The organism is Homoserinimonas sp. A520, from assembly GCF_054489245.1.
The window spans coordinates 52,745-78,575 of sequence record NZ_JBTMWX010000005.1 but is presented as its reverse complement, the minus strand read 5'-3'; the positions used below and the strand labels follow the sequence as shown (position 1 = coordinate 78,575).

The 25,831-nt window shown below is 66.4% G+C and carries 21 protein-coding genes; 4 read left to right on the top strand and 17 right to left on the bottom strand.

All coding sequences use genetic code 11. From position 1 onward, the window contains the following. Window positions 1-14: 14 nt before the first annotated feature. From ACX3PH_RS12600 to ACX3PH_RS12575, 6 genes are all read right to left on the bottom strand, one after another. Window positions 15-935, bottom strand: a complete 921-nt coding sequence (locus ACX3PH_RS12600) for an ROK family protein (protein ID WP_459093031.1) — start codon at window positions 933-935, stop codon at window positions 15-17. Beyond that, the gene (locus ACX3PH_RS12595; protein WP_459093030.1) at window positions 932-2,386 is read right to left on the bottom strand and encodes a glycoside hydrolase family 3 protein; all 1,455 of its coding nucleotides are present in this window, start codon (window positions 2,384-2,386) and stop codon (window positions 932-934) included. The genes ACX3PH_RS12600 and ACX3PH_RS12595 overlap by 4 nt, the downstream gene beginning before the upstream one ends. Then, complete coding sequence (locus ACX3PH_RS12590; protein ID WP_459093029.1) at window positions 2,383-3,219, bottom strand: carbohydrate ABC transporter permease; 837 nt, start codon at window positions 3,217-3,219, stop codon at window positions 2,383-2,385. Before ACX3PH_RS12590 ends, ACX3PH_RS12595 begins: the two co-directional genes overlap by 4 nt. Beyond that, on the bottom strand, window positions 3,219-4,112 hold the full coding sequence (locus ACX3PH_RS12585) for a carbohydrate ABC transporter permease (protein ID WP_459093028.1): 894 nt from the start codon (window positions 4,110-4,112) through the stop codon (window positions 3,219-3,221). The genes ACX3PH_RS12590 and ACX3PH_RS12585 overlap by 1 nt, the downstream gene beginning before the upstream one ends. Window positions 4,113-4,213: 101 nt before the next feature. Continuing rightward, window positions 4,214-5,497, bottom strand: coding sequence for an extracellular solute-binding protein (locus ACX3PH_RS12580; RefSeq protein ID WP_459093027.1), 1,284 nt, complete (start codon window positions 5,495-5,497; stop codon window positions 4,214-4,216). 57 nt (window positions 5,498-5,554) lie between these two features. Then, window positions 5,555-6,730, bottom strand: a complete 1,176-nt coding sequence (locus ACX3PH_RS12575; protein WP_459093026.1) for an ROK family protein — start codon at window positions 6,728-6,730, stop codon at window positions 5,555-5,557. A gap of 177 nt (window positions 6,731-6,907) precedes the next feature. Here ACX3PH_RS12575 and ACX3PH_RS12570 point away from each other — a divergent pair, with 177 nt between their 5' ends. Next, complete coding sequence (locus ACX3PH_RS12570; protein WP_459093025.1) at window positions 6,908-7,336, top strand: Hsp20/alpha crystallin family protein; 429 nt, start codon at window positions 6,908-6,910, stop codon at window positions 7,334-7,336. Between the two features lie 73 nt (window positions 7,337-7,409). Here the strand turns inward: ACX3PH_RS12570 and ACX3PH_RS12565 are convergent, their stop codons facing one another. Beyond that, a complete protein-coding gene (locus ACX3PH_RS12565) occupies window positions 7,410-8,624 on the bottom strand; it encodes an NADP-dependent isocitrate dehydrogenase (RefSeq protein WP_459093024.1) in 1,215 nt (404 codons plus the stop codon). A 186-nt stretch (window positions 8,625-8,810) separates the two neighbouring features. On the opposite strand from ACX3PH_RS12565, the gene ACX3PH_RS12560 reads away from it, so the two are divergent. Together ACX3PH_RS12560 and ACX3PH_RS12555 are read left to right on the top strand one after the other, a co-directional pair. Next, window positions 8,811-9,266, top strand: coding sequence for a GNAT family N-acetyltransferase (locus tag ACX3PH_RS12560; RefSeq protein WP_459093023.1), 456 nt, complete (start codon window positions 8,811-8,813; stop codon window positions 9,264-9,266). Next, window positions 9,263-9,592: an MGMT family protein gene (locus ACX3PH_RS12555; protein ID WP_459093022.1), complete on the top strand. Its 330-nt coding sequence runs from the start codon at window positions 9,263-9,265 to the stop codon at window positions 9,590-9,592. The genes ACX3PH_RS12560 and ACX3PH_RS12555 overlap by 4 nt, the downstream gene beginning before the upstream one ends. A 38-nt stretch (window positions 9,593-9,630) precedes the next feature. Here the strand turns inward: ACX3PH_RS12555 and ACX3PH_RS12550 are convergent, their stop codons facing one another. Next, window positions 9,631-11,436 carry an ABC transporter ATP-binding protein gene (locus ACX3PH_RS12550; RefSeq protein ID WP_459093021.1) on the bottom strand — a complete coding sequence of 602 codons (1,806 nt, stop codon included), beginning with the start codon at window positions 11,434-11,436 and terminating at the stop codon, window positions 9,631-9,633. Continuing rightward, window positions 11,433-13,148 (bottom strand): ABC transporter ATP-binding protein, encoded by a 1,716-nt coding sequence (locus ACX3PH_RS12545; protein ID WP_459093020.1) that lies wholly within the window; start codon window positions 13,146-13,148, stop codon window positions 11,433-11,435. Before ACX3PH_RS12545 ends, ACX3PH_RS12550 begins: the two co-directional genes overlap by 4 nt. A gap of 258 nt (window positions 13,149-13,406) precedes the next feature. On the opposite strand from ACX3PH_RS12545, the gene ACX3PH_RS12540 reads away from it, so the two are divergent. Then, window positions 13,407-14,369, top strand: coding sequence for an ABC transporter substrate-binding protein (locus ACX3PH_RS12540; protein WP_459093019.1), 963 nt, complete (start codon window positions 13,407-13,409; stop codon window positions 14,367-14,369). Window position 14,370: 1 nt separating this feature from the next. On the opposite strand, the gene ddaH is transcribed toward ACX3PH_RS12540, so the two are convergent. From ddaH to ACX3PH_RS12500, 8 genes are all read right to left on the bottom strand, one after another. Next, window positions 14,371-15,597: a dimethylargininase gene (ddaH, locus tag ACX3PH_RS12535; protein ID WP_459093018.1), complete on the bottom strand. Its 1,227-nt coding sequence runs from the start codon at window positions 15,595-15,597 to the stop codon at window positions 14,371-14,373. A gap of 51 nt (window positions 15,598-15,648) precedes the next feature. Continuing rightward, window positions 15,649-17,301, bottom strand: coding sequence for a bifunctional phosphoribosylaminoimidazolecarboxamide formyltransferase/IMP cyclohydrolase (gene purH, locus ACX3PH_RS12530; protein ID WP_459093017.1), 1,653 nt, complete (start codon window positions 17,299-17,301; stop codon window positions 15,649-15,651). Beyond that, entirely contained in the window at window positions 17,298-17,888 is a 591-nt protein-coding gene (purN, locus tag ACX3PH_RS12525) for a phosphoribosylglycinamide formyltransferase (RefSeq protein WP_459093016.1), read from the bottom strand. Before purN ends, purH begins: the two co-directional genes overlap by 4 nt. 31 nt (window positions 17,889-17,919) lie before the next feature. After that, entirely contained in the window at window positions 17,920-19,155 is a 1,236-nt protein-coding gene (locus ACX3PH_RS12520; protein ID WP_459093015.1) for a cell division protein PerM, read from the bottom strand. A 195-nt stretch (window positions 19,156-19,350) separates the two neighbouring features. Continuing rightward, window positions 19,351-20,253, bottom strand: a complete 903-nt coding sequence (sucD, locus tag ACX3PH_RS12515; protein WP_459093014.1) for a succinate--CoA ligase subunit alpha — start codon at window positions 20,251-20,253, stop codon at window positions 19,351-19,353. Window positions 20,254-20,272: 19 nt separating this feature from the next. Next, window positions 20,273-21,442, bottom strand: coding sequence for an ADP-forming succinate--CoA ligase subunit beta (gene sucC / locus ACX3PH_RS12510; RefSeq protein ID WP_459093013.1), 1,170 nt, complete (start codon window positions 21,440-21,442; stop codon window positions 20,273-20,275). A gap of 267 nt (window positions 21,443-21,709) precedes the next feature. Beyond that, a complete protein-coding gene (locus tag ACX3PH_RS12505) occupies window positions 21,710-24,100 on the bottom strand; it encodes a bifunctional salicylyl-CoA 5-hydroxylase/oxidoreductase (RefSeq protein WP_459093012.1) in 2,391 nt (796 codons plus the stop codon). Then, a complete protein-coding gene (locus tag ACX3PH_RS12500) occupies window positions 24,100-25,743 on the bottom strand; it encodes an AMP-binding protein (RefSeq protein ID WP_459093011.1) in 1,644 nt (547 codons plus the stop codon). Before ACX3PH_RS12500 ends, ACX3PH_RS12505 begins: the two co-directional genes overlap by 1 nt. Window positions 25,744-25,831: the final 88 nt, after the last annotated feature.

Here is a 25,831-nt window from a genome sequence, read left to right as displayed (position 1 = left end):
TCCGTTCGCGAGTGTCAGATCGGGGTGGGGGTTCCGGCCATGCCGACCAGGGCGGCACCCACGGCAGCGGATGGGTAGTCGCCCGGCGCGAGCCGCACCCGCGACGCGAGCTCGAGGGAGGCGAGGAACGGCGATGCGGCAGACCACTCCTCCAGCACGCCGCCGACCGCGGCACGCAGCTGCTCCCCCAGCGAGCTGATCCCCCCACCGAGCACGACGATGTCAACGTCGATGGTGAGCACGAGAATGCGAACGGCTGCGGCGATGTTGTTCACCAGCCCGTGCTTCACCTCGATCGCGTTGGCATCGCCGCGCCCGGCAGCTTCGAAGAGTCCCTGCACCGGCCGGGCATCCGCCGCCGGCCATTGCCTGGCGACGGCGGAACCGGAGGCCAGCACCTCAATGCACCCTCGTTGCCCACAGGGGCAGGGCGGGCCATTCGGGTCGATCGGGATGTGCCCGATCTCACCGGCCGCACCGCGCGATCCGCGCCAGAGCCGACCGTCGAGCACCAGTCCGGCGGCCAGTCCGGTTCCCAAATTGAGGTAGGCCATGGAGTGGGTCGACTCCCCGGCCAGCAGTTGGTATACGCCGAGCGCGGCGGCATTCACGTCGTTCTCGACCGCCACCAGCAGCCCGAGGCGGGCGCTCAATTCGGTGCCGAACTCGAGGTCTTCGACCGCAAGGTTCACGGCGTGGGTCACGCGGCCGGTCTCCGGCTCGACCTGACCCGGGATGCCGACGCCGATCGACGTGAACTCCCCCGGCTCGATACCGATCCGCTCGGCAAGCTCGGTGACCGCCGCGGCCGCAGTATCGACAACACCACGCGCGCCACGCACCGTCGGCAGTCGCAGCTTCTGCACGATTTCGCCGGTCGGCGTCAGGGCGACCGCCGCCGTCTTCGTGCCGCCGATGTCGACTCCGACCCTCATTCCCGTGCCCCGCCTTCGGTCTTGCCCATCGTGCTTCCTGTCGTCGAACCTGATTCGTCCAGCCATGCCAGTAGTGCTTCACCGACGTGGGCGGATGCCCCGAACGTCGCCACGTCCGCGTAGGCGCGGTCGTCGCCCGGCCAGCCCATGTCGACGACGATGACGCGCGGATGGTCGCGCCTGGCCTGGTCAATCAGCTCGCGCACCCACGCGTGCCGGTGGTTGTCCCGGCCGATGAGCACCAGCTGGCGGTCATCCGGAACCCGGCCGAGCGTCGTCTCCGCGCCGATCCGCCGGTCTGCCCAGGCCGCCCAGGGAGCCAGCCCGACGGCCATGTTCGCGAGGGTCTCGAGCACGACGTGGTGCCGGCTGGGCGCCACGGACACGATGGCGCTCACGTCGAATGCGCTCGCCGTCCGACCGAGCTCGAAGGCGGGAACCGGCACTTCGACCGAGCTCTCCGCTGCCCGGCGGGCGGCGTAGTCAACGGCCAGGGCGCGCGTGCGAGCTGCTGCGTCGGCGAGCCGGTCATCGCCTAGTCGTCCATCCGCGATGGCGGCGATGATCGCGTTCTCGATCTCGGTGAGCTGGGCGTCAGAGTTGTCAGTGCCGATGCACAGGAGGTCGCACCCGGCTGCGATGGCACGCACCGCGGCTTCCGGAATGCCGATGGTGCCGCTCGCGCCGGCCATGTCCAGCGCGTCGGAGACGATGACTCCCTGGTATCCGAGCTCCTGCCGCAGCAGCCCCTGAAGGATCCGCGCGGAGAGGGTGGCCGGGAAGTCGGGGTCGAGCTGCGGCAACAGGATGTGCGAGGTCATGATGCTCGCAGCATCCGCCTCGATGACCGCGCGGAACGGTGTGAGCTCGCGTTCTCTCAGCACGTCGAGCGACACGTCGACGACGGGTAGGGCGAGGTGGGAATCCTGCGCGGTGTCGCCGTGGCCGGGGAAGTGCTTGGCGCTGGCCGCGATACCGGTCGACTGCAGTCCGCGCACCCAGGCGGCACCGTGACGTGCGACCAGACCTGCGTCGGCGCCGAAGCTACGGACCCCGATCACCGGGTTGTCGGGGTTCGAGTTGATGTCGACGTCGGGCGCGAAGGTCATCGTGCACCCGGCCCGGCGAAGCTGCCGCCCGACGTCGAGCGCAACGCGAGCGGTATATGCCGGATCGTCCATACGTCCGAGCACGGCGTTCCCCGGGTACGGGGAACCCACATCGTAGAAGAGCCTGGTGACGTCGCCGCCCTCCTCATCGATGGCGATGACCGCGTGCGGGTTCGCGTCGAGGATGGCCGCGGTGAGGCTCTTCACCTGGGCGAACGACTCGATGTTGTCGCCGAACAGGCAGACGCCGGCGAGGCCGCGGCGCAGGCGATCGGCGACCCAATCGGGCAGCGTCGTCCCGGTGAAGCCCGGCAGGAGCACCCCTGCTGGCAAGGTGCTCATCCCTTCACCGCCCCACTGACGAGACCGGAGGTGAGGCGGCCCTGCACGATGAGGAAGAAGATGATGACCGGCACGGCGACCAGGGTGGATGCCGCCATCACCTGCCCCCAATCGGTCGCCCGGGTGGCGCTGGCCTGTACGAACCCGCGCAACCACAGCGGGAGGGTCTGCGCCGACTCCGCCGGCAGCAGCACGAGCGCCACAGTGAACTCGTTCCAGGCCTGCAGGAACGCATAGACACCGGATGCCACGAGGCCGGGGGCGAGAAGCGGGAACGTGATGCGCAGGAACGCCTGCGTGCGGCTGAGCCCGTCCACCATGGCGGCCTCCTCCAGGTCGGCCGGGATGCCGGCGACGAAACCGCGGAGCATCCAGATGGTGAATGGTACGACCGCGGCGATGTAGATGACGCTCACGCCGACCACCGAGTTGAGCAGCCCGACGCTGGAGATCATCTTGTACTGCGCGATGAAGAGGCCCTCGGCCGGCAGCATCTGCACCAACAGCACCGCGATGATGAAGCTCTTGCGGCCGCGGAAGCGGAACCGGCTGATCGCCACGGCGGCGAGGAACGCGAAGAGCAGGCAGAAAAGTACCGCGATGGCAGTGATGGCCACACTCATGCCGAGCGCGGTATAGAAGTCGCCATCCGCCAGCGCAGCGAAGAAGTTGTCGAATGATCCGCCGAGCGGCAGGAATGTCGGCGTGAAGGATTCCAGCTTCGACGTCGGAAGCATGGACGAGTTCACCATCCAGTAGACCGGGAAGGTCCACACCAGCGCAATGACGACGGCGAGCCCGGCGAGCAGCCCGCGCTTGACTCTGGCGTTCATCAGGCGTCCTCGTCTTTCAGCAGGATCCGGATGTAGAACCAGCTCAGTGCGATCGTCATCGCCAGCACCAGGATGGAGACCGCGGATGCCATGCCGAAGTCCTGCGCGAGCGTCCCCTGCTTGTAGATGTAGGTGCCGAGCAGGTCGAAGTCGCCCGCTTTGGAGCCGGCATCCTGCAGCATCGTGATCTGGGTGAAGACCCTCAGGTCCCAGATCAGCTGCAGCAGGAAGACGATCAGGATGATCGGCTTGATCATCGGCAGGATGATGTCGCGCACCCGTTGCCAGGGGCTCGCCCCGTCGAGTTGGGCGGCCTCCATGATCTCGTCGGACACTTGCGTGAGGCCGGCGTAGGCCGAGAAGGCCACGAACGGGACGGACATCCAGATCACGATGATGCTGGCAACGATGAAGAACGTGGTGGGCGATTCCAGCCAGTTGAAGCGGTTCATCTCCACGCCGGGAAGTGCGTCGAGCAGGTAGTTGACGACCCCGCGGCGGCGGTCGAACAGCCAGATCCAGACGGTCATCGCCGCGACGACGGGCATGGCCCAGGCCAGCAGCATCGCGATCTGGAGGATCAGCCTGGTCACTTTGCCGATGGCGCTCATCAGCAGGGCGAACAGCATCCCGATCACCAGCGTGATCACGGCGGTCACGATGCAGAAGACGATCGAGCGGATGACGACGCCCCACAGGCCGGGATCGGTCGCGAGACGTGCATAGTTGTCGAAGCCGACGAACTCGGCCGGCTGGCCGAACTGCTGGGCGAGGCCGAACTCCTGCAGGGAGGTGACCAGCTGCCAGGCGAGCGGGTAGCCCATGCCGATCAGGAGGATGGCGACCGCCGGGAAGATCAGCCAGCGTGCGGTTCGGGCGTGCGTGCGGTTCATCGGCGGTCACCTCCTTCAGGTGTTGTCTCGTGGGTTGATCAAATTTTGTGGGTTGAGTAGGTCGCTCAGCGACCTACTCAACCCACAGGGGTGGGGCGAACTCAGTTGAGCAGTTCGCTGATCTTGGCGTCGTACTCTTCGGCGAGTGCCTCGATGTCGCCACCGGCGGCCACCTTGCCGAAGAACTCCTCCAGCAGGCCGGAGCCCTCGACCGAGGCCCAGCCGGGTGCGGCCGGGGTCAGCTTCGAGTTGGCTGCGGAGTCGACCAGGGCCTGCGCGAAGATGTCGTCACCGAGAGCGGATGCGTAGTCCAGATTGGCCGGGCCGAGGCCGTTCTGGCCGAGCAGCGTCTGGTACTCCTCCGAGAAGATGATCCTCAGCAGGTCTTTCGACGCTTCCTGGTTCTCGCTTGCCGCTGAGATCGCGATGTTGGAGCCGCCGGCGAAGACCGGAGCAGCACCCCCATCGGCACCCGGGAGCGGGAAGACGCCGAAGACGTCGTCGTTCCAGGTGGCGATCGTCTTGGTGTCATCCGCGGGGTCCGGAGCCAGGTCACCGATCGACCAGTGGGCCCATCCGGGAGCGATGATGGTTGCCGCCTCAGGAGCACCCGTCGCGTCGTTGTTGTTGATGTTCACCCATGGCGTGCTGTCCGCCTCGGTCACCGGGGCGTTCGAGGCGCTCGTGTAGAGCTCCTGAAGCTGCTCGAGTCCCTTGATCGTGTTCGGGTCGGAGAGCGATGACACCCACTTGTCGCCGTCCTTCACCGCGAGTTCACCGTCGTTCGCGAAGATCCACGAGACGCCGTTGCGCCAGTCCTGGCCGCCGAGGTAGAAGCCGGACTGGCCATCCGTCCTCAGCTCTGCCGCGGTCTGGTTGAACTCCTCGAGCGTGGCCGGGACGTCCTTGCCGGCAGCCTCCCAGATGTCCTTCCGGTAGAAGACGTAGCGCGAGCCGAAGTAGTACGGCAGCGCCATCTTGGCTCCGTCGACCTCGCCGACCTCGACGAACGACGGCAGCAGCTTGTCGCCGCCGAGTTCCTCGTAGATGTCGCTGAGGTCGGAGAACGCGCCGACACCGGTGAAGGTGGGCGACCAGGTGTTCCCGATCTCGACGACGTCGGGGGTATTCTCTGAATCAGGCAGCGAGGTGGTCAGCTTTGCCAACGCATCGCCCCACGCCTGCTCCTCGATAGTGAGGGTGCCCCCGGTTGCGTCTGCGTACTCTGTCTTAAGGTAGTCGCGCAGCTCATCCGGGGTGTCACCGCCCATCAGCCACATCGTGATGTCAGTTCCGCCTTCAGCTGCCGGTTCAGTGGTGGAGCATCCGACAAGGATGAGAGCGGCGGCGGTTGCTATGGCAACCGTGCCGAGCTTCTTATTCATTGTGTTGTCCTTCTCTTGGTGCCGGGTGTACGACCGGATGGCCGCACCAGTGGTGGGTCAGGAGACCCCGAGCTGCCCGGAGAGCACCATCACGGCAGCGCCGCGCATGACTATGTCCTCCCCGAGCGTCGTCATCCGTACCGCGAGATCGCCGTGGAACTCTGCCATCGTTCGGTTGCGGAGTGTCTCGATGGTGGCCGTGGTGAGCGCCCCATCAAGCAGTTCGGCCGGTCCGCTCAGCACGACTTCTGCCAGGTTGAGCGCTCCGACCACGGGTGCCAGTGCGAGCCCCAGGTGCAGGCCGGCCTCCCGAAGAATGTGGTGGCGAGCGGATGCGTCCGCCCCATCCAGCTGGGCGTCGAGTCGCGGGGCGGCCAGCCAGGTTTCCAGGCATCCGCTCTTTCCGCACACACAGGGTGTTCCGTCGCCGGTGCCGACCACGACGTGGCCGATCTCGCCTGCGGCGAAGCGGCTCCCGTAGAGGAGGGACCCGCCGAGCAGCAGCGCGCTTCCGACGCCGTGACCAACCTTGATCAGCATCAGGTCCTGGTCTGCTCCGCCGAAGCTGTGCTCGGCCAGTACGGCGGCGTTCGCGTCGTTGGCGACGAGCACCGGGAGGGAGAACCTGTCGTTCAGCGTGGACTGAAGCCGTTCGTCGTTCCAGCCGAGGTTGGGCGCCCGGAGCACGACACCGTCGCGGTCGACGACGCCGGGCGAACCGACGCCAACCCCGAGGATCCGCCCGGTGGCCTGGCCGATCAGGGTCTCGACGAGCGTGACAACCTTGGCCGTGGCATCCGCACCGGTGCTTCCCGCGAGTGGGATGTCGGCCCGACTGAGGATGTTGCCACCGAGGTCGAGCACGGCACCGCGGAACAGCGCGTAGTCGCTGAGGTCGATTCCGATGATCTGGTAAGCCGAGAGGTTCATCGCCAGCAACGTTGACGGTTTGCCTGGGCGGATGTTCGCACTCTGCCCGGTTTCAATGACCAGGCCTTCGCCCATGAGTTCGGCGACCAGGTCGGAGATGGTGACCCGGGTGAGCCCGGTGCCCCGCGCTATGTCGGCCCGGCTCTGCTCGCCAGACCGGTACAACGTCTGCAGGACGAGGGACCGGTTGTGCCCGCGGGCATGCTCGGGAAGGATCTTGGCGCTCGGGCGCAGCACGCGTCCGGGGGAGTATCCCCCGGCCCGGCCTGTCGCCGGAATCGTGCCACGCCTCGTTGCGGTCATGTTTGTTAGTAAACCTTACGAACTAATTAATTGCAAGAGATCTCCGGACCGAATATTCTTGGCGCTCTCCCGATTAGAGTGCTAACATTTTTCTGTAGTTGAGTCGACTTGACTCAACTCTTGTAAACCTCAAATTGCACCGCCCCTCCGGGGCCCGATGTGAAGGAGTTGACTGAAATGGCCATGTACTTCGACCCATTCCGTGAACTGGATCGCCTCGCGGCGAACCTGCTCGACTCGCAGCAGGGACCTCGTTTCATGCCAATCGACCTGCACCGTCAGGGCGATCACTACATCCTGAACGCCGATCTCCCGGGCATCGACCCCGGCTCGGTCGACGTCGATGTGGATGGACAGTTGCTGACCATCCGCGCTGAGCGCACTGCGCGCAGTGACGAGGGTGTGAAGTGGCTGGCACACGAGCGCCCGAGCGGATCGTTCCTCCGCCAGCTCAACCTCGGCGACGGCATCGACACCGAGAACATCAGCGCGCACTACGACAACGGTGTGCTCAGCGTCATGATCCCGGTGAGCGAGAAGGCGAAGCCCCGCAAGGTCGAGATCATGTCGGCCGCGAAGGAACCGCAGTCCGAAGTCACCGCGTAACTCCACGCCTCTCACCGGAATGACGAAGGCCTCCGCCCAAATGGGTGGAGGCCTTCGTAGTTCGTGCAGCGGCTTACGCCATACGCGCCTGGAGGTTGGCGTCCAGCGTCGCGAGGAACTCCTCGGTGGTCTGGTACGCCTGATCCGGCCCGACGAGGAGCGCGAGGTCCTTGGTCATGTGGCCGGCCTCGACCGTCTTGATGACGACATCCTCGAGTGCGAGGCTGAAGTCGATCAGCGCCTGGTTGCCGTCCAGCTTGCCGCGGTGGGCGAGGCCCCGGGTCCACGCGTAGATGGACGCGATCGGGTTGGTCGACGTCGGCTTGCCGGCCTGGTGCTGGCGGTAGTGCCTGGTCACGGTTCCGTGGGCGGCCTCGGCCTCGACGACCTTGCCGTCCGGCGTCGCCAGAACGGAGGTCATGAGCCCGAGCGAACCGAAGCCCTGCGCAACGGTGTCGGACTGCACGTCGCCGTCATAGTTCTTGCAGGCCCAGACGTAGCCGCCCTCCCATTTCATGGCGGATGCCACCATGTCGTCGATCAAGCGGTGCTCGTAGGTGAGTCCGGCAGCTTCGAATTGCTGCTTGAACTCGGACTGGTAGATCTCCTCGAAGATGTCCTTGAAGCGACCGTCGTAGGCCTTGAGGATGGTGTTCTTCGTCGACAGGTACACCGGGTAGTTGCGGCTGAGCCCGTAGTTGAGGGAAGCACGGGCGAAGTCGCGAATCGACGCATCCAGGTTGTACTGCACCTGGGCGATGCCGTCGCCCGGCGACTGGAACACTTCGAACTCCTGCGCGGCCGAGCCGTCTTTCGGGGTGAAGCTGACCTTGAGCGTGCCCTCGCCGGCGAACCGGAAGTCCGTGGCACGGTACTGGTCGCCGAAGGCGTGGCGGCCGATGATGATCGGCTTGTTCCAGCCGGGGACCAGTCGCGGAATGTTCGAGATGATGATCGGCTCGCGGAAGATCACGCCGCCGAGGATGTTGCGGATGGTGCCGTTCGGCGACTTCCACATCTTCTTCAGGCCGAACTCCTCGACCCGCGCCTCATCCGGCGTGATGGTTGCGCACTTGACGCCGACGCCGTGCTTCTGGATGGCGTGGGCCGCGTCGATGGTGATCTGGTCATCCGTCTCGTCACGCTTCTCGATGCCGAGGTCGTAATACTCGAGGTTGATGTCGAGGTACGGGTGGATGAGAGTGTCCTTGATCTTCTGCCAGATGATGCGGGTCATCTCATCGCCGTCGAGCTCGACGACTGTTCCTTCAACCTTGATTTTCGACACCGGTACTCCTCAGTTCGTGGGGGGCCTTGTTAGGGATGGGCGGCCGCGAAACGTGCCGCAAAGTCTGCGCTTTAATTCGCTCAGGACAGCTTACCTGCTCCAACAAGTATCTCGACATCAAGATAGTTCTGCACACGACGCATCCGGGCCCTACCCGGAACCGGTCTTGGACGATAGCCTGAAACCATGGATGAGTTGAGACTGGAAGAGCTGTCTGCCAAAAACGTTGTTGCGGCGAACAGCCTCACCATGAAGCCCGGGCAGGAGCAGTACATCGCTCCTGTGTCGTACGCCATGGCCGGGCCATTCCTCGACCCGAGCACCAGCTGGTCGCGTGTCGTCGTTGACGGCGAAGGCGAGGTGCTCGCATTCATCATGGCCAATTTCGACGCCGACGCTCACGAAGAGGAGTTCCGGAGCTGCATTTGGCGGATGAACGTTTCCGCCGAGGCCCAGGGCAAGGGCGTCGGCAAGTTCGTGGTCAAGGAGACAGCGGACGAGGCGCGCAAGCGCGGGTTCTCGCGGCTCACCGTGATCTGGGAGCCGGGCGAGGACAGCCCGGAAGAGTTCTTCAAGCGAGTCGGCTTCGTTGTGGTGGATGAGACCCAGTACGGCGAAAAGGTCGGCGCCATCGAGTTGTGACCACCGCGTCCGGACCGTCCGCTCCCGCTGACGACTTTTTCGAGCGGGTGCTCGGTGTCGTCGAGTCGATCCCGCCCGGGCAGGTCATGACCTACGGCGACATTGCCGCTGCCATCGGGTCGCGGGCGCCGCGGGCGGTGGGCAAGGTCATGGCTTACGGGGGCAGCGACGTGCCGTGGTGGCGCGTGATCAGGGCCAGCGGGCATCCACCCCAATGCCATGAAGGTCAGGCGCTCGAGTTCTACCGGGCGGAGGCCACTCCCCTGCTCTGGAACGCATCCGGCACCTACCGCATCAACCTGCGCGCGGCCCGGTACGAGCCCTAGCCGCAGTGAGCTGTGTAGTGCCGAACGCGACCCCCGAACTACACCAGCGAGTCGCGCCAGGCGGCGTGCATCTCGGAGAACTTGCCGGTGCCGCTGATCAGCTCGTTCGGGGACCCGTCTTCGATGATGCGTCCGTGCTCCATCACCAGCACCCGGTCGGCGATCGCGACGGTGGACAGGCGATGGGCGATGATGATCGCGGTTCGGTCGGCGAGCAGCGTCTGCAGCCCGTTCTGCACGAGACGCTCGCTCGGAATGTCGAGCGACGCTGTCGCCTCATCGAGAATCAGCACGACCGGGTTCGCGAGGAATGCCCGGGCGAAGGAGACCAGCTGCCGCTGGCCGGCACTGACTCGACCCCCGCGCTTGTTGACGTCCGTGTCGTAGCCGTTCGGCAGGCCCTCGATGAATTCGTGGGCGCCGACCGCCTGGGCGGCCTGCACGATTTCCTCGCGCGACGCATCCGGTTTTCCGAGCGCGATGTTGTCGGCGACCGTGCCGGAGAAGAGGTAGGCCTCCTGCGTGACCATGACGATGGCGCGGCGCAGGTCCTTCGGGTGCAGGCGTTTCAGGTCGACGCCGTCGAGGGTGACCCGGCCGCTGGTCGGGTCGTAGAAGCGCGAGATCAGCTTGGCGAGCGTCGACTTGCCAGCGCCCGTCGAACCAACCAGTGCAACGGTCTGACCGGCCGGCAGGGTGAGGTCGAATTCCGGCAGCACGACGCGGTCGGCCGTGTAGGCGAATTCGGCCTCCTCGAAACTGACCGTGCCCTTCGCCTGCCACAGGTCGATCGGCGTCGTCGGGTCGGGAACACTCGGTTCCTCCTCGAGCACGCCGGAGATCTTCTCCAGGGCGGCGGCCGCCGATTGGTAGGAGTTGTAGAACATCGCCATCTCTTCGGCCGGGCCGAAGAACTGCCGGGTGTACAGCAGTACGGCGAACAGCGCACCGATCGCGAGCTGGCCGTCTGCCACCCGCAGCCCCCCGACCAGGAGGACCGCCCCCAGGGCGAGGTTGCCGATCAGCACGAGCCCAGGGTAGAAGATGCCGAACAGCATGATGACGTTGCTGTTGGCCTGGCGGTACTCCTCGACGTGGTCGCCGAACACGGCCTCGTTCCGCTTCTCCTTACGGAACGCCTTCACCGCGCGGATACCGGTCATCGTCTCGACGAAGTGGACGATGACCTTGGCGGATGCGACGCGCGTGCGACGGAATCCGGCCTGCGAGCGAACCTGGAACCAGCGGAACAGGAATCCGAGCGGGATGAGGAAGCCGAACAGCACGACTCCGCTCACCCAGTCCACCCAGAACATGGCCCCGGCGATGAACACCATGTAGAGGCTGCCCTGCACCAGCTGGTTGATGCCGGAGTCGAGCAGCTCCCTGATGGAGTCCAGGTCGCTGGTCTGGCGTGCGATGATCCGCCCGGAGGTGTAGTTCTCGTGGAATTCGAGGCTCAGCTTCTGGGTGTGCCGGAAGACCCGCTTGCGCAGGTCGATGAGTACGGCCTGGCTGACCCTGGCCACCAGCACGGTGTACCAGGAGATCAGCACAGCGCCGACGATCGCGGCCGTCAGGTACACGGCGACGATGAAGAGGAGCGGGGCCCAGTCGCCGTCCACCAGGGAGGGGAGCCCGCGGTCGATGCCCAGCGCGATGAGCGCCGGGCCGGCAACCTGGGCGACGGTGCTGACCACGACGACGACCATGGTCAGGATGATGCGTCCCCAGAGCGGTCGAACCAGCACACCCAGCAGGCGCACCGAGCGGTCGCGGATGGCGCGGCTCTCGATCCGGGTGAAGTCGTCGCGCTCCTCCCCCTCGACGCCGAACACGCTCATCGCTTCGCCTCCCGGTCGCGCTTGAGTTCGTCTTCCAGGCTCGAGATGACGAACCGGTAGTGCTCGCTGGTCGCGAGCAACTCCGAGTGGGTGCCCACGGCCGTGACCCGGCCGCGCTGCAGCAGGGCGACGCGGTCGGCGAGCATGACCGTCGACGGACGGTGCGCGACGATCAGGGCCGTCGTCGAGGCGAGGACTTCGCGAAGTGCCGCCTCGACGAGCGCCTCGGTGTCCACGTCGAGCGCCGAAAGCGGGTCATCGAGCACCAGCACCGACGGCTTCGCCGCCACCGCCCGGGCGAGGGCGAGTCGCTGCCGCTGCCCTCCGGACAGGCTCATCCCTTCCTCGCCGATCATGGTGTCGAGGCCCTTCGGCAGGTCGTAGACGAACTCGGCCTGCGCGATCGCGAGCGCTTCCTCGAGTTCTTCGTCGGAGCCATCCGGAGCGCCCAGCAGCACGTTGTCCCGCACGGTGGCGGAGAACAGGATGGCGTCTTCGAACGCCATCGCGATGTGCCCGCGAAGTTCGGACAGGGTGAGGTCGCGGATGTCCACACCGTCCAGGCGGATGGTGCCGCCGGTCGCGTCGTAGAGCCTGGTGGTGAGCGCGGTCAGTGTGGACTTGCCTGAGCCGGTCAGCCCGACCAGCGCCATCGTCTCGCCCGGGAGCAGCTCGAGGTCGACGCCGTCGAGAAGGTCCCGCGCGGCATCCGGCGCATCCTGGTACCGGAAATGGAGGTCATCGAACACCAGCCTGCCGACCGGTTCGCCGATCGTCTGGGGCTGGTCGGAGTCGGTGATCGTGTTGACGGAGTCCATTACCTCGAAGTAACGGTCGACCGCGGTGCGGGTGTCGAAGGTCATCGACAGCAGGAAGCCGATCGACTCGACCGGGAACCGCAGCACGGTGGCGGTGGCGAAGAACGCCACCAATTCGCCGACGCTGAGCTCACCGGATGCCGCCAGCCAGACCCCGCCCAGCAGCCCGAGTGCAAAAGTGACGTCGGGAACCAGCAGCAGCCACAACCAGATGCCGGCCACCGCCTTCGCTTTCTCGATCTCGGTGGTACGCAGACCTTCGGCCTGGTTTCCGAAGTTCCTGAGCGCGTCCTTGCCTCGCCCGAACGCTTTCAGGACGCGGATGCCATGCACCGCCTCCTCGACAGACGTCGCCAGGTCACCGGTCTGGTCCTGGCTGCGGCGCGCCACCGTCGAATACTTGCTCTCGAACACGTAGCCATAGATCCACAAGGGTATGGAGCACACCAGGAACAGCACCCCGAGCATCCAGTTGATGCCGACCAGGAAGGCGAACCCGATCGCGATGGTGATGGTGTTGACGATCAGCAGCACCAGGCCGAACGAGATCCAGCGGCGGATCAGGTTCAGGTCGCTCACCGCCCGCGACAGCAGCTGCCCGCTCGGCCAGCGGTCGTGGAAGTTCACCGGCAGGTTCTGCAACTGGCGGTAGAAGCTGTTCCGCATATCGGCCTCGATGTGGGTGCCCGGCTCGAGCACCAGCCACCGTCGGAACCAGATCATCACGGCTTCGAGAATGCCGAGCCCGAGGACCAGGAGCACCGGGCCGAGCAGTTCGCTGCTATCGCCATCCTTCAGCGGCCCGTCGATGATCACCCGCAGCACCTGCGGGATGAGGAGTGCCACCACCCCGGCGATGAGCGCGGCGAGCATGCCCAGGTAGATGCGCGGCATCGCCGGTCGAGCGTACGGATAGATACGGCGGATCGACCGGAAGGTGTCGCCCCTTTTTGGGGCGCGCTGTTCTGGGGATGATGCGTGTGGCAAGGGAGTCCTGTTGTCGTTTCGGCAGCCTTCCAGCCTAGGTGTCGCAAGCCCGGACGACAACTGACACACCGGCGCTACGCGGCGTTAACCCCTCGTAATGGTGCTTAACATGTGCCCGACAGTCTGCGAAAGTGAATCAACGTCGATGGGTCCAGGGGGAGAACTATGAGACAACGCGTGCTGACGGGCATTGCTACTGTCGCGGTCGTGTCACTCGGGTTGAGCGGATGCGCCGGCCTTTTCACCGATCCCGGCACCAGCGGCCTCGACGATGTGACCATCGCCGTGGAGCCCCTGATCGGCTCGGCAGCGGTCTATCTCGGCGTGCAGGAGGGCTTCTTCGCCGACGAGGGCATCGCCCTCACGATCAACTCGTTGCCGCCCGACAGCAAAGCCGTGGTCGAGATGGTTGCCGCCGGGAACGCCCACTTCGGCCTCAGCGACACCCTCACGCTCCTGGTCGAGCACGGGGAGGGCACCCCGATCAAGGTGCTCAGCGGAGCCTACTCATCGACCAGCGACCCCAATTCCGATTTTGCTGCCCTCGTGGTGACGCAGGATTCGCCGATCACGACGATGACCGACATCCAGGGCAAGAACGTTTCAACGGCCGCCCCCCGCAGCCTGGATGAGACCGTTGTCCAGGGCATGATCTCCGATGACGGCGGGAACCCTGCCGGAGTCCACTTCGTCAAGGTGCTTCCGGGCGCAGCCATCGGCGCGCTGGAAAGCGGCGAGACCGATGTCGCCTTCCTGGTCGAGCCGTACCTCAGCTGGGCCGTCGAGGCCGGGCACCGGGTGCTGAGCTACCCGTACGTCGAGTACGTGAACTACCTCAATGTGGCGGCGTTCTTCACCTCCACCGAAACGATGGAGAAGGATCCCGAGCTGGCCGAGCGCTTCAACGCGGCGGTCAAGAAGTCGCTGACATTCGCCCAGAACAACCCGCAGGCCGCGCGTGACATCTTCGCCACCTACACGACGACAGCGGAGGCCACCAGGACCACCCTGATCATGCCGCGCTTCACCCAGACGATCGAGCGTCCTGCCCTGGAGAAGCTCGGGGCCACGGCGATGCAGCACGGCATCATCTTCGCCGAACCCGACCTGGACTCCCTGCTGCCGTAGGCTACCGAACTCGAACCGACAGGCAGGTCACGCAGCCCTCGAGCTTCTCGAACTCACTGATGTCGACCGTGGTGACGTTGTAGCCGAGGTCCTCGATCATCGCCGCGGTCTTCGGGGCGGCGGATGACATCAGCACGCTGTCGTGGTCGAGCACGACCACCGCGGTGCCTTCAGCCTCCGGTACGGCGAGGAACCGTTCGAAGATGCTGGTGTCCTCGAGCAGCGACGGCAAGCCGATGACCGTTCCGTCGGGCAACGCCGTCGCCGCGGTCTTCAGGTGCAATGCCTTCGTCATCGGCACGGCGACCACCGAGTACCCGAGCGGGCCGACGATCGCCCGCAGTTGGCGGATGCCCTCGGCGTTGGTGCGTCCGCCGCGGCCGACGTAGACGGTGCGTCCAACCTTCAGCACGTCGCCGCCGTCCAGTGTTCCGGGGGTCTGGATCCGCTCGATGCGCTGGCCGAGCCGGCGTGCCTCCGCCTCAACGGCCTCGGTCTCACCGATGCGCGACTCGGAGCCCGGACTCCCGACTACCGCGGTCGACCCGAACATGACGATGGTGTCCTCGACGAAGACGGAGTCGGCGTGGGTGTCTGCAGCGGCGACCTCCACGGTCTCCCAGCCGGCAGCATCCAGAGCCTGTACGTAGTTCTCCCACTGCTGGTCGGCCAGCTCGGTGTCGACCGTAGTGCGCTCAATGTGGGTGACCTGGCCTTCGGCAAGGTTGCTGGCCGGCAGCCGCACCAGAGCGATGCGGCGTTCCGATGCGTTGCCGGTGCGGGCGCCGCGGGCGGTCAGCAGGTTCCAGACTCTCCTGCCGAGGGTGGCCGTGATGATGGTGGTGGCGATGATGTAGACGAGGTGCGGGCCGGTGACGCTCTGGAGCAGGAAGGTCCAGGCCTCGGCGTCGAGCGCCGAACCGCTGCCGACCACCACGAGCGCATAGCCGGCAATCGCCGCGACGACCGCGGCGATGAGTCCGACCGCGATCGAGGTGTACCAGAAACGGTAGGCCTCAAGCGAGGCCGCCACGGCCAGCAGGATGAACGCGAGCAGGCTGCTCGGCAGGAAGACGTCGCTGACGCCCTGGAAGATCGCCGGGTCTGAGCCGCCGACAATGAAGAAGACGAGCACTGTCACCAGATGCGCGACGACGACCACCGCGAGAGCGGATGCGAGGGAGGCGGCAATACGGCGCAGCATGGTCAGGGGCGGGTTCTGGGTCATGCAAAGAGCCTATTAGCCGTCAGACGGATGCCCGACCACTGCTCCTGTGGGTCAGTGGAAGAAGTGGCGCTCATCGGTGAAGTACATGGTGACCCCGACCAGCTTCGCGGCGGCGATGACCTCCTCGTCGCGCACCGAACCACCGGGCTGCACGACGGCGCGAACGCCGGCATCGAGCAGCACCTGGAGACCATCGGCGAATGGGAAGAACGCGTCCGATGCCGCAACACTGCCGGCGGCCCGCTCCCCTGCCCGCGTCACCGCAAGGTGGCAGGAGTCGACCCGATTGACCTGACCCATTCCGACGCCGACGGATGCCCCGTCATGGGCGAGCAGGATCGCGTTCGACTTCACGGCGCGCACCGCCCGCCAGGCGAACTCGAGGTCCTCCATGGTGTCTGCATCCGCCGGTGAGCCGGCGGCGAGGGTCCAGCCGGCCGAACTGAACCCGGCGTAACTGTCGACCGACTGCACGAGGAGCCCCCCGGAGATCTGCCTGACCTCGGTTGCCCCGCGCGCAAAGCCCTCCGGAAGTTTCAGCAGGCGGAGGTTCTTCTTCGCGGTCAGCAGGCGGAGCGCATCCGGCTCGAAGTCGGGCGCGACGATGACCTCGGTGAACACGTCCTTGATCGACTCGGCCGCCGCCAGCGTGATCGGCCGGTTGGCCGCGATCACCCCTCCGAACGCCGAAACCGGGTCACAAGCGTGGGCCCGCGCGTGGGCGGATGCGATCGAGTCGCCCGGCCCATGCCCGACGGCGATGCCGCACGGGTTCGCGTGCTTGATGATCGCCACCGCCGGCTCATCGAAGTCGTACGCGGCCCGCAGGGCGGCATCCGCGTCGACGAAGTTGTTGTACGACATGTCCTTGCCGTGGAGTTGGGTGGCCTGGGCGATGCCGCGCCCGTTCTGCTCGACGTACAGGGCGGCCGACTGGTGCGAGTTCTCGCCATAGCGCAGGGCCTGCTTCAGGTTGGCAGTGAGGCTGAACGTGTCGGCCGTCTCGCTCGACCCGCTTTCCTGCGCGACCAGTTCGTCCGGGGACACCACGCGAGCGTCGTGCTCTGCGCGCAAGCCGACGTTGCCGGCGAACCACTCCGCGACGGCGGAGTCATAGGCGGCGGTGTGCGCGAACGCCTCACCGGCCAGCCGCTGGCGCTGGGCAAGTGTGGTGCCACCGAGCGTTGCCGCCTTGATGACCTGCTGGTAGCTGTCCGGCGAGACGACGATCGCGACATTGGCGTGGTTCTTTGCCGCCGACCGCACCATTGCCGGACCACCGATGTCGATGTTCTCGATCACATCGGCCGCGGGGGCACCGGAGGCGACCGTCTGCACGAACGGGTACAGGTTCACGACAATCAGCTCGAACGGGGCGATGCCGAGATTCTCGAGTTGAACCCGGTGCGACTCGCGCCGCAGGTCCGCCAGGATGCCGGCGTGGATCGCCGGGTGCAGCGTCTTCACGCGACCGTCCAGGGACTCGGGGAATCCGGTCACGCTGGCAACCTCGGTGACCGGATGTCCGGCATCCGCTATCGCCTTCGCCGTCGACCCGGTCGAAACCAGCTCGACGCCGGCGCCCGCCAGTGCTGCGGCCAGCTCGAGGAGGCCCGTCTTGTCGCTCACCGAGATCAGCGCCCGGCGGATCGGGATGACTCCGCGCTCGAGCATTTCGGTTTCGTCGTGTGCCGCGCCGCTCATGCGGTCAACTCCTTGAGGTCGATTCTTCCATTGGCGATGTCGAGCACGGCCTGCACCAGCAGCCGGCGCTCGACGATCTTGATGCGGTCGTGCAGGGTGGACTCCGTGTCGTTCGGGTGGATGGCCACCCGCTCCTGGGCGATGACCGGCCCGCTGTCGACACCGTTGTCGACGGCGATGACGCTGGCGCCGGTTTCGGTGACGCCGGCGGCGATCGCATCCCTCACGCCGTGCGCGCCCGGGAACTCGGGCAGGTAGGCCGGATGCGTGTTGATCAGGTTGGGTTCGAGCGCCGCCACCACGGACGGCGGCAGCAGGCGCATCAGGCCGCTCAGCACGACCAGGTCGGGCTCCCATTGCTGGATCTGCTCAAGCAGTGCGGCGCCCCACGACTCGCGGTCGGGGTAGCTGGAGTAGGCGACCGTGAAGGTCGGGATGCCGAAATCCTCGGCGTGCGCGAGGCCGTCAGCGTCACGGTCGGCACCGATCGCGACGACCCTGGCCGGGAACTCCGCGTCTTCGGCGGCTTCAAGCAGAGACCGGAGGTTCGACCCGGCGCCAGAGATCAGGACCACCAGTTTCAGCACCGGTCAAGCTTATCGCCGGACGGCGGGTTCCTCAGTCGCGGTTGCGCACGCTGAGCAGCCCGAGCGCAGCCGCCCCACCCACCTCGAGCGTGGCGAACAACGCCACCAGCCACGGAGACGGACCCACCTCGACCAATCGTCCCGGCCCGGCCGCCCCAGCCGAGAACCAGGCGAGCAGCCCGAGGATGATGCCGGCCACCACGCCGATGCACAGCCCCGCCAGAAGCATCCGCCCGACCGAGACCGGCATGCGGATGCTCCGCACCAGCGTGCTGCGGACCAGCAACCCGGCGAAGAAGCCGGCGAGCACCGGAACCAACAGCCCGAGGAACCCCCAGGCCAGGTCGCCGGTGGGCAATGCGCCCAGGAAGGGGACGGCCGGCACGGGTCCCAGGCTGGTGCCGAGCGGGCCGATCGATGAGCCGGCGCCTATCGCGAAGCCGGGCCCGACAAACCAGGAAACCGCCCAAACGACCAGGTTCGGCAGGAACGCCAATTGGGCGATGGTCAGTGCGACGCCGCCCAGCACCCCGACGTGCCCGCTCTCATACAGGGCGATGACCTCGGCATAGTTGACCAGCAGCAGCAGAGCGACGGCGACTGACGCGGCAGCGACAATGGCGGCAACCGCCGCGACTCCCCCGGTTACGGATGCCCGGATGAGCGCCGCCGTCTCGCCCGGGATATCGGAGATGCGCGTCGCGATGGCGCCGACCGTGGCATCCGTTCTCATCGTTCCCGCGCGCTGAAGCGCGGTCAGGCGGCGGATGGCGATGCCGCCGCCCAGCGCCAGCCCGAGCGCGAAGACCAGCGTGGGAAGCAGCGCCCCCTGCCAGATGGACGGCCGCGCGAACTCGTGGAGCGCAGTCAGCACGACGGTCAGCGACAGCGCCCCGAAGGAAGCGAGGGCGACCGCCAATCCGAGGATGAAATGCGGCGTTTCGGCGATGCGGCGCCCAGCGCGGTATGCGAGCAGCAGGGTGAGGAGCGCGAAACCGAGGGGTGCGATGGTGAGCACGAACGGGGTGGAGGCGTCGGGGAATCCGATGCTGGTCGCCGTCAGCGGGTCGAGAGTCAAGGCGATATCGACACCGTGGCCGAGCATCCAGGTGTCGGCAGCGGCACGCCAGAACACAATCCAGTCGATTTGCAAGCCGTACTGGAAGGCCCACATCACGCTGAGCGGCACGAGCGCGATGCCGATGCCGATGCCGGCAACGAGCAGGGCTTCGAGCGCGGCGAAGACGACGGTGAGGGGACGGTTCATACCGGTTCGACCCTACCGGCGACGATGCCCAACCCCCGTTCGCCTTCCCGCAAAAGGAGGAGGTTGTCGCCTCCAGAGGAAAATACTTCCCTCATTCCGCGTCGAAGTCCGAAAAGCTCTCTCATTTGCGCGGAGGGAAGAGGTTAACCACGAACGGCCCGACCCCGCGAAGGGTCGGGCCGCCAGACGAGGTGCTTACAGGGAGGCGAGAATCTCGCGCATCAGGGTGGCAGCCTCGGACGGCGTCTTGCCGACCTTGACTCCGGCGGCCTCGAGGGCCTCCTTCTTCGCCTGCGCGGTGCCGGCCGAGCCGGACACGATGGCGCCGGCGTGGCCCATGGTCTTGCCCTCCGGAGCGGTGAAGCCTGCGACGTAGCCGACGACCGGCTTGGTCACGTTGGCCTTGATGAAGTCGGCCGCGCGCTCTTCGGCGTCGCCGCCGATCTCACCGATCATGACGATCGCCTTGGTCTCGGGGTCCGCCTCGAACGCGGCCAGCGCGTCGATGTGGGTGGTGCCGATGATCGGGTCGCCGCCGATGCCGATCGCGGTCGAGAAGCCGAGGTCACGCAGTTCGTACATCATCTGGTAGGTCAGGGTGCCCGACTTCGACACGAGGCCGATCGGCCCCTTGCCGGTGATGTTCGCCGGGGTGATTCCGACGAGCGCCTCACCCGGGGTGATGATGCCGGGGCAGTTCGGGCCGATGATGCGGGTCTTGTTGCCCTTCTCCTGGGCGTAGGCCCAGAACTCGGCAGAGTCGCCGACCGGCACGCCCTCGGTGATGATGACCAGCAGCGGGATCTCGGCGTCGATCGCCTCGACGACCGCGTCCTTGGTGAAAGCCGGCGGGACGAAGGCGATCGAAACATCCGCCCCCGTCTTCTCCATGGCCTCGGCGACGGTTGCGTACACGGGCAGCTCGACATCGCCGCCATCCTTGTCGCGGTACAGCACGGTGGTTCCGGCCTTGCGGGCGTTGACGCCGCCGACCACCTGGGTGCCGGCCGCCAGCATCAGGGCGGTGTGCTTGGTGCCCTCGCCGCCGGTGATGCCCTGAACGATGACCTTGGAGTCCTTGTTGAGGAAGATTGACATTTATTGTTCCCTATTCGTTCTAGCGAGCGGCGTTGGCGAGCTCGGCGGCCTTGGCGGCGCCCTCGTCCATGGTGGCTGCCAGGGTGACCAGCGGGTGGTTCGCCTCGGCGAGGATGCGGCGGCCCTCTTCGACCTTGTTGCCGTCCAGGCGCACGACGAGCGGCTTGTTCGCCGCGCTGCCCAGTTCGGCCAGCGCGCCGACGATGCCCTTGGCGACGGCGTCACACGCGGTGATGCCACCGAAGACGTTGACGAAGACGCTCTTGACCTGCGGGTCGTTGAGGATGACGTCGAGGCCCGCTGCCATGATCTCGGCGGATGCTCCGCCACCGATGTCGAGGAAGTTGGCCGGCTTCACGCCGCCGAAGTCCTCGCCAGCGTAGGCGACGACGTCCAGGGTCGACATGACCAGGCCGGCACCGTTTCCGATGACACCGACTTCACCGTCGAGCTTGACGTAGTTGAGGTCGTTCTCCTTGGCCTTCGCCTCGAGCGGGTCGGCGGCGGACGCATCCTCGAACTTGGCGTGCTTCGGGTGGCGGAAGCTGGCGTTCTCGTCGAGCGAGACCTTGCCGTCGAGGGCGATGATCTCGCCGTCTTCGGTCAGCACGAGTGGGTTGACCTCGACGAGCGTCGCGTCCTCACCCTTGTAGACCTCGTACAACTTCACGAAGACGGGGGCCACCTTGGAGACCAGCTCTTCTGGGAAGCCGCCGGCGCGGGCGATCTCCTCTGCCTTGGCCAGGTCGAGTCCGTGGCGGGGGTTGACCTCGATCTTGGCGAGGGCCTCTGGGCGCTCCACCGCGAGTTCTTCGATCTCCATGCCGCCCTCGACGCTGCACAGCGACAGGTAGGAGCGGTTGGCGCGGTCGAGGAGCACCGAGAAGTAGAACTCCTTGTCGATGCGTGCGCCCTGGGCGATCATGACGCGTTTGACGACATGACCCTTGATGTCGAGGCCGAGGATCTGCTCGGCTGCGGTGTAGGCGTCGTCGGCATTGTGCACGACCTTGACGCCGCCGGCCTTGCCGCGACCACCGGTCTTGACCTGGGCCTTAACGACAACGGTGCCACCGATTTTCTCGGCGGCAGCCTTGGCTTCTTCTGGGGTGTCGGCAATCAGGCCGGCAAGTACTGGCACTCCGTAGGACTCAAAAAGGTCCCTGGCCTGGTACTCAAATAGATCCACGCTGCTCATTCCAATCCGCGCGTAATGGGTGTGTGAGAGAGGGCGACCGGCACTGGTGCCGATGTGAATCGACCGTTAAAAGGCGCCTGCCAACGTTAAACTCTACCCGCTCACTTCCGGGGCTTCCCCCCGTGAGCGGCTCGGGGCCCGCGAAAGATCTACGGTTCTTGCCCTGACGGCGGTCCGAACCTCGCCCGTCAGTTGCGGACAGGCTCGTACACGCACCGCATGCGGGCGGGTCCGCAACTGACGGTTCAGCGGATGCTGTCAGCGGCTCCCAGCGGACGGCGCGAGCGCGGCGGCGGGCTTCCAGCGCAGGTGCTGCACGCCGTCCTCCGCTTCGTGCCGCACCAGCTCGAGGCGCGGCCGCACGGCCTCGGTGCGTGACGTCGGTGGCTTGCGGCGACCGGGCTGGAACTGCACCGGCCAGTCGGCCGCCGGGCCAACATAGTCTTGCTCGGCTGCGGCGTGCAGCGTCCACTGCGGGTCGTAGAGGTGCGAGCGGCCGAGCGCGCAGAGGTCGGCCCGACCGGCGAGCAGGATGGCGTTCATGTCGTCGTACGAGGAGATCGCCCCCACCGCGATGACCGCCGCGCCGTGCCTCACCGCCACCTCGTTGCGGATGCGGTCGGCGTACGGCGTCTGGTAGCTGCGCCCGAACGACGGCTTCTCTTCCTTGGTGACCTGCCCGGTGGAGACGTCCACCGCCGCGGCGCCGTGCAGGATGAATGCCTCGGCGATCGCGCAGGCGTCATCGTCGGTCAGCCCGCCGTCGACCCAGTCGGTGGCGGAGATACGCACCGACATCGGCTTGTCGGCTGGCCACACCTCGCGCACGGCGTCGAACACTTCGAGCGGGAAGCGGAGCCGGTTCTCGAGAGACCCGCCGTAGGCATCCGTTCGCCGGTTCGACACCGGCGACAGGAACGACGACAGCAGGTAGCCGTGGGCGGCGTGGAGTTCGAGCAGGTCGAAGCCGGCGTCGGATGCCCGGACGGCCGCACTTACGAAGTCATCGCGAATCTGGTCGAGCTCGCGCATGGTGAGCTCGCGCGGCACCTGGTTGTCCGGTCCGTAGGGGATCGCGGATGGCCCGACCGCCTCCCAGCCGCCGGCCGGCAGCGGCACGTCGAGGCCCTCCCACATCAGCTTGGTCGACCCCTTGCGACCGGAGTGCCCGAGCTGCACGCCGATCTTCGCCGTCGACCGCTCGTGCACGAAGTCGACGACCTGACGCCACTTCTCCGCCTGCGCATGGGTGTACAGGCCGGTGCAGCCCAGGGTGATCCTGGCCTCGGGCGAAGTGCACACCATCTCGGTCATCACCAGGCCGGCGCCGCCCAGCGCCTTCGAGCCCAGGTGCACCAGGTGAAAGTCGTTCGGCATACCATCAGTCGCCGAATACATGTCCATCGAGGAGACCACGACCCGGTTCTTCAGCTGCAGCCCGCCCAGGTTGTACGGCTGGAACATGGCGGGCACGACATCCGCACTCCCCTGCTGCTCGGCGAAGAAGGCGTCCAGGCGTTCGGTGAAGTCCGGGTCGCGCAGTTTCAGGTTGTCGTAGGTGATGCGCCGGCTGCGGGTGAGCAGGTTGAAAGTGAACTGGATCGGGTGCTGGTGCGTGTACTGCCCGAGGTTCTCGAACCATTCCAGGCTCGCCTGCGCGGCGCGCTGGGTTGAGGCGACGACGGGGCGGCGCTCGGTTTCGTACGCTTCGACGGCTTCGTCCAGCGACGGATGTTCGTGCAGGCAGGCCGCGAGCGCGAGGGCATCCTCCATGGCCAGCTTGGTTCCGGAGCCGATCGAGAAGTGGGCGGTGTGGGCGGCGTCGCCGAGCAGCACGACGTTGTCGTGCCGCCAGGAGCCGTTCTTCACGGTGGTGAAGTTCAGCCACTTCGAGTTGTTCGCCAGCACCTGGTAGCCGCCGAGCTCGTCCTGGAAGATCTCCTTGATCCTGGCGATCGCCGACTCGTCGCTGGCGCCGGGCGGGAACGTCATGTCTGCTGTCTGGTCGAAGCCTGCACGCGCCCAGACATCCGGATGCATCTCGACGATGAAGGTGCTGCCCTGGTCGGAGTACGGGTAACCGTGGATCTGCATCACGCCGTGCGGGGTGTCCTTGATCACGAACGTGAACGCCTCGAATACCCGGTCGGTGCCGAGCCACATGAACTTGGAGGCCCGCTGCTCGAGGTGCGGACCGAAGCTGTCGGCGTACCGGTTGCGAATGGCGGAGTTCACCCCGTCTGCCGCCAGCACCAGGTCGTAGTCGCGGCTGAGCTCATCGACATCCGGCGCCATCGTCGAGAAGCGCACGTCGACGCCGAGGTCGATGCAGCGCCGCTGCAGCAGGCGCAGCAACTCTTTGCGGCTCATCGCGGCGAACCCTTGCCCGCCGACCGTGAGCACCTCACCGCCGTAGTGCACGTCGATGTCGTTCCATCGGGCGAATTGCGACGCCATCTGGGAGGCGATCACGGTGTCCGCGTTCTCGATGCCGCCCAGGGTCTCATCGCTGAACACCACGCCGAACCCGAAGGTGTCGTCGGCGGCATTGCGCTCCCACACGGTCACGTCGTGGCCGGAGTGCAGTTGCTTCATCAGCGCAGCGAAGTACAGGCCGCCCGGGCCTCCCCCGACGACGGCAATGCGCATCAGGAGCCGCTCACAGCTGTGGACTGGCCGCTGGGCTGTTCGAGCAGGCGGAACCGCTGCAGCTTGCCGCTCGGGTTGCGCGGCAGCGAGTCGACGAAGGTGACCTCCCGCGGGTACTTGTACGGCGCGATGGTCTGCTTCACGAAGTCCTGCAGTTCCTTGCGCTTCGCGTCGTCGCCGACGACGCCCTCCTTCAGCACTACATACGCGGCAATGATGGTGCCGCGTTCCTTGTCCGGCTTGCCGACGACCGCGCTCTCGACGACGTCGTCGTGCAGGTCGATGGCGCCCTCCACGCTCGGCGCGCCCACGTTGTAGCCGGAGGTGACGATCATGCTGTCCGACCGCGCCTCATACCAGAAGTAGCCGTCGGCATCGCGGTGGAAGGTGTCGCCGGTCAGGTTCCAGCCGTGCGCAACATAGTTGTCCTGGCGGATGCCACGGAAGTAGCGGCATCCGGTCGGCCCGATAACCGCCAGGCGACCGAGAACATCCGGTCCGACCTCGTTGCCGTCGTCGTCGAGGATGGCCGCGCGGTAACCGGGAACGGCCACGCCCGTAGACCCGGGGCGGATGGCGTCGCCGTGCGACGAGATGAACACGTGCAGCATCTCGGTCGAACCGATACCGTCGACCAGCTTCAGTCCGGTCTTCTCATGCACCTCCTCCCACACCGCCGCCGGCAGGTTCTCACCGGCCGACACCCCGACCCGCAGGCTCTTCAGCAGTTCGGCATGCCCGTTCTTCAGGATTGCCCGGTAGGCGGTCGGAGCAGTGAACAGCATGGTGACGTGGTGGTCGGCACAAAGCCGGGCTAGCTCATCGGGGGTCGCTTTCTCGATCAGCAGGGTGGATGCTCCCACGCGCAGCGGGAACACCAGCAGCCCGCCGAGGCCGAACGTGAACGCCAGTGGCGGTGTTCCGGCGAACAGGTCGTCCGGCCGGGGCTGAAGCACGTGCCTGGAGAAGGTGTCGGCGATGGCCAGGATGTCGCGGTGGAAGTGCATGGTGATCTTCGGCATGCCGGTGGTGCCCGAGGTCGGCCCGAGCAGGGCGACATCGTCCGCCGCCGTCTCGACGTTGGTGAAGACCCCGGACTTCGACGCGCAGCGGGCGATCAGGTCACCCGCTCCGTCACCGCCGTAGGAGAGCACGGTCATACGACCGGCGGATGCCTCGTCGAGGTCGGCGAGAAAACGATGGTCGGCGAGCCCGACGACGGGGCTCAGCTCTTCGATCAGTGGGGCGATCTCCCTGGCGCGAAGGGCGTGCATGGTGGTGAGAACCACACCGCCGGCCTTCAGCACCCCCAGCCAGCAGGCCGCGATCCACGGATTGTTGGGACCTCGCAGCAGCACCCGGTTTCCGGGAACCATTCCCAGGTCTTCCACCAGCACCTGCGCAACCTGGTTGGCCCGCTTCAGCAGCTCACCGTAAGTCCAGAGTTCACCGGCCGGCGTCCGCAGGCAGGGAGCGTCGCTTCCGCGCTGCGCCACCTGGTCGTCGATCAGCGCGGTGGCGGCGTTCAGCCGGTCGGGGTACTGCACGTCCGGGATGGTGAACTCGAGCGTCGGCCACTGGTCGGCCGGGGGCAGGTTGTCCCGGGTGAAGGTGTCGACGTGCGCGGATGGGCTGAGCTTCATTGCTGCTCCTTGGGTCCCGCCACCGGCGCCATTGCCGATTCCTGACGGTCGTAACAAAAGCTACATGAGATCGCGACGATTGAAAAGG

Excerpts from the sequence above, each read along its gene's own strand:
- ACX3PH_RS12585 (WP_459093028.1), bottom strand. The coding sequence starts at position 4,112 with ATGAACCGCACGCACGCCCGAACCGCACGCTGGCTGATCTTCCCGGCG.
- ACX3PH_RS12580 (WP_459093027.1), bottom strand. The coding sequence starts at position 5,497 with ATGAATAAGAAGCTCGGCACGGTTGCCATAGCAACCGCCGCCGCTCTC.
- sucD (WP_459093014.1), bottom strand. The coding sequence starts at position 20,253 with ATGTCAATCTTCCTCAACAAGGACTCCAAGGTCATCGTTCAGGGCATC.
- ACX3PH_RS12545 (WP_459093020.1), bottom strand. The coding sequence starts at position 13,148 with ATGCCGCGCATCTACCTGGGCATGCTCGCCGCGCTCATCGCCGGGGTG.
- ACX3PH_RS12505 (WP_459093012.1), bottom strand. The coding sequence starts at position 24,100 with ATGCGCATTGCCGTCGTCGGGGGAGGCCCGGGCGGCCTGTACTTCGCT.
- ACX3PH_RS12590 (WP_459093029.1), bottom strand. The coding sequence starts at position 3,219 with ATGAACGCCAGAGTCAAGCGCGGGCTGCTCGCCGGGCTCGCCGTCGTC.
- ACX3PH_RS12560 (WP_459093023.1), top strand. The coding sequence starts at position 8,811 with ATGGATGAGTTGAGACTGGAAGAGCTGTCTGCCAAAAACGTTGTTGCG.
- ACX3PH_RS12500 (WP_459093011.1), bottom strand. The coding sequence starts at position 25,743 with ATGAAGCTCAGCCCATCCGCGCACGTCGACACCTTCACCCGGGACAAC.
- ddaH (WP_459093018.1), bottom strand. The coding sequence starts at position 15,597 with ATGACCCAGAACCCGCCCCTGACCATGCTGCGCCGTATTGCCGCCTCC.
- ACX3PH_RS12570 (WP_459093025.1), top strand. The coding sequence starts at position 6,908 with ATGGCCATGTACTTCGACCCATTCCGTGAACTGGATCGCCTCGCGGCG.
- purH (WP_459093017.1), bottom strand. The coding sequence starts at position 17,301 with ATGAGCGGCGCGGCACACGACGAAACCGAAATGCTCGAGCGCGGAGTC.
- ACX3PH_RS12575 (WP_459093026.1), bottom strand. The coding sequence starts at position 6,730 with ATGACCGCAACGAGGCGTGGCACGATTCCGGCGACAGGCCGGGCCGGG.
- ACX3PH_RS12550 (WP_459093021.1), bottom strand. The coding sequence starts at position 11,436 with ATGAGCGTGTTCGGCGTCGAGGGGGAGGAGCGCGACGACTTCACCCGG.
- ACX3PH_RS12600 (WP_459093031.1), bottom strand. The coding sequence starts at position 935 with ATGAGGGTCGGAGTCGACATCGGCGGCACGAAGACGGCGGCGGTCGCC.
- ACX3PH_RS12520 (WP_459093015.1), bottom strand. The coding sequence starts at position 19,155 with ATGAACCGTCCCCTCACCGTCGTCTTCGCCGCGCTCGAAGCCCTGCTC.
- ACX3PH_RS12540 (WP_459093019.1), top strand. The coding sequence starts at position 13,407 with ATGAGACAACGCGTGCTGACGGGCATTGCTACTGTCGCGGTCGTGTCA.
- ACX3PH_RS12595 (WP_459093030.1), bottom strand. The coding sequence starts at position 2,386 with ATGAGCACCTTGCCAGCAGGGGTGCTCCTGCCGGGCTTCACCGGGACG.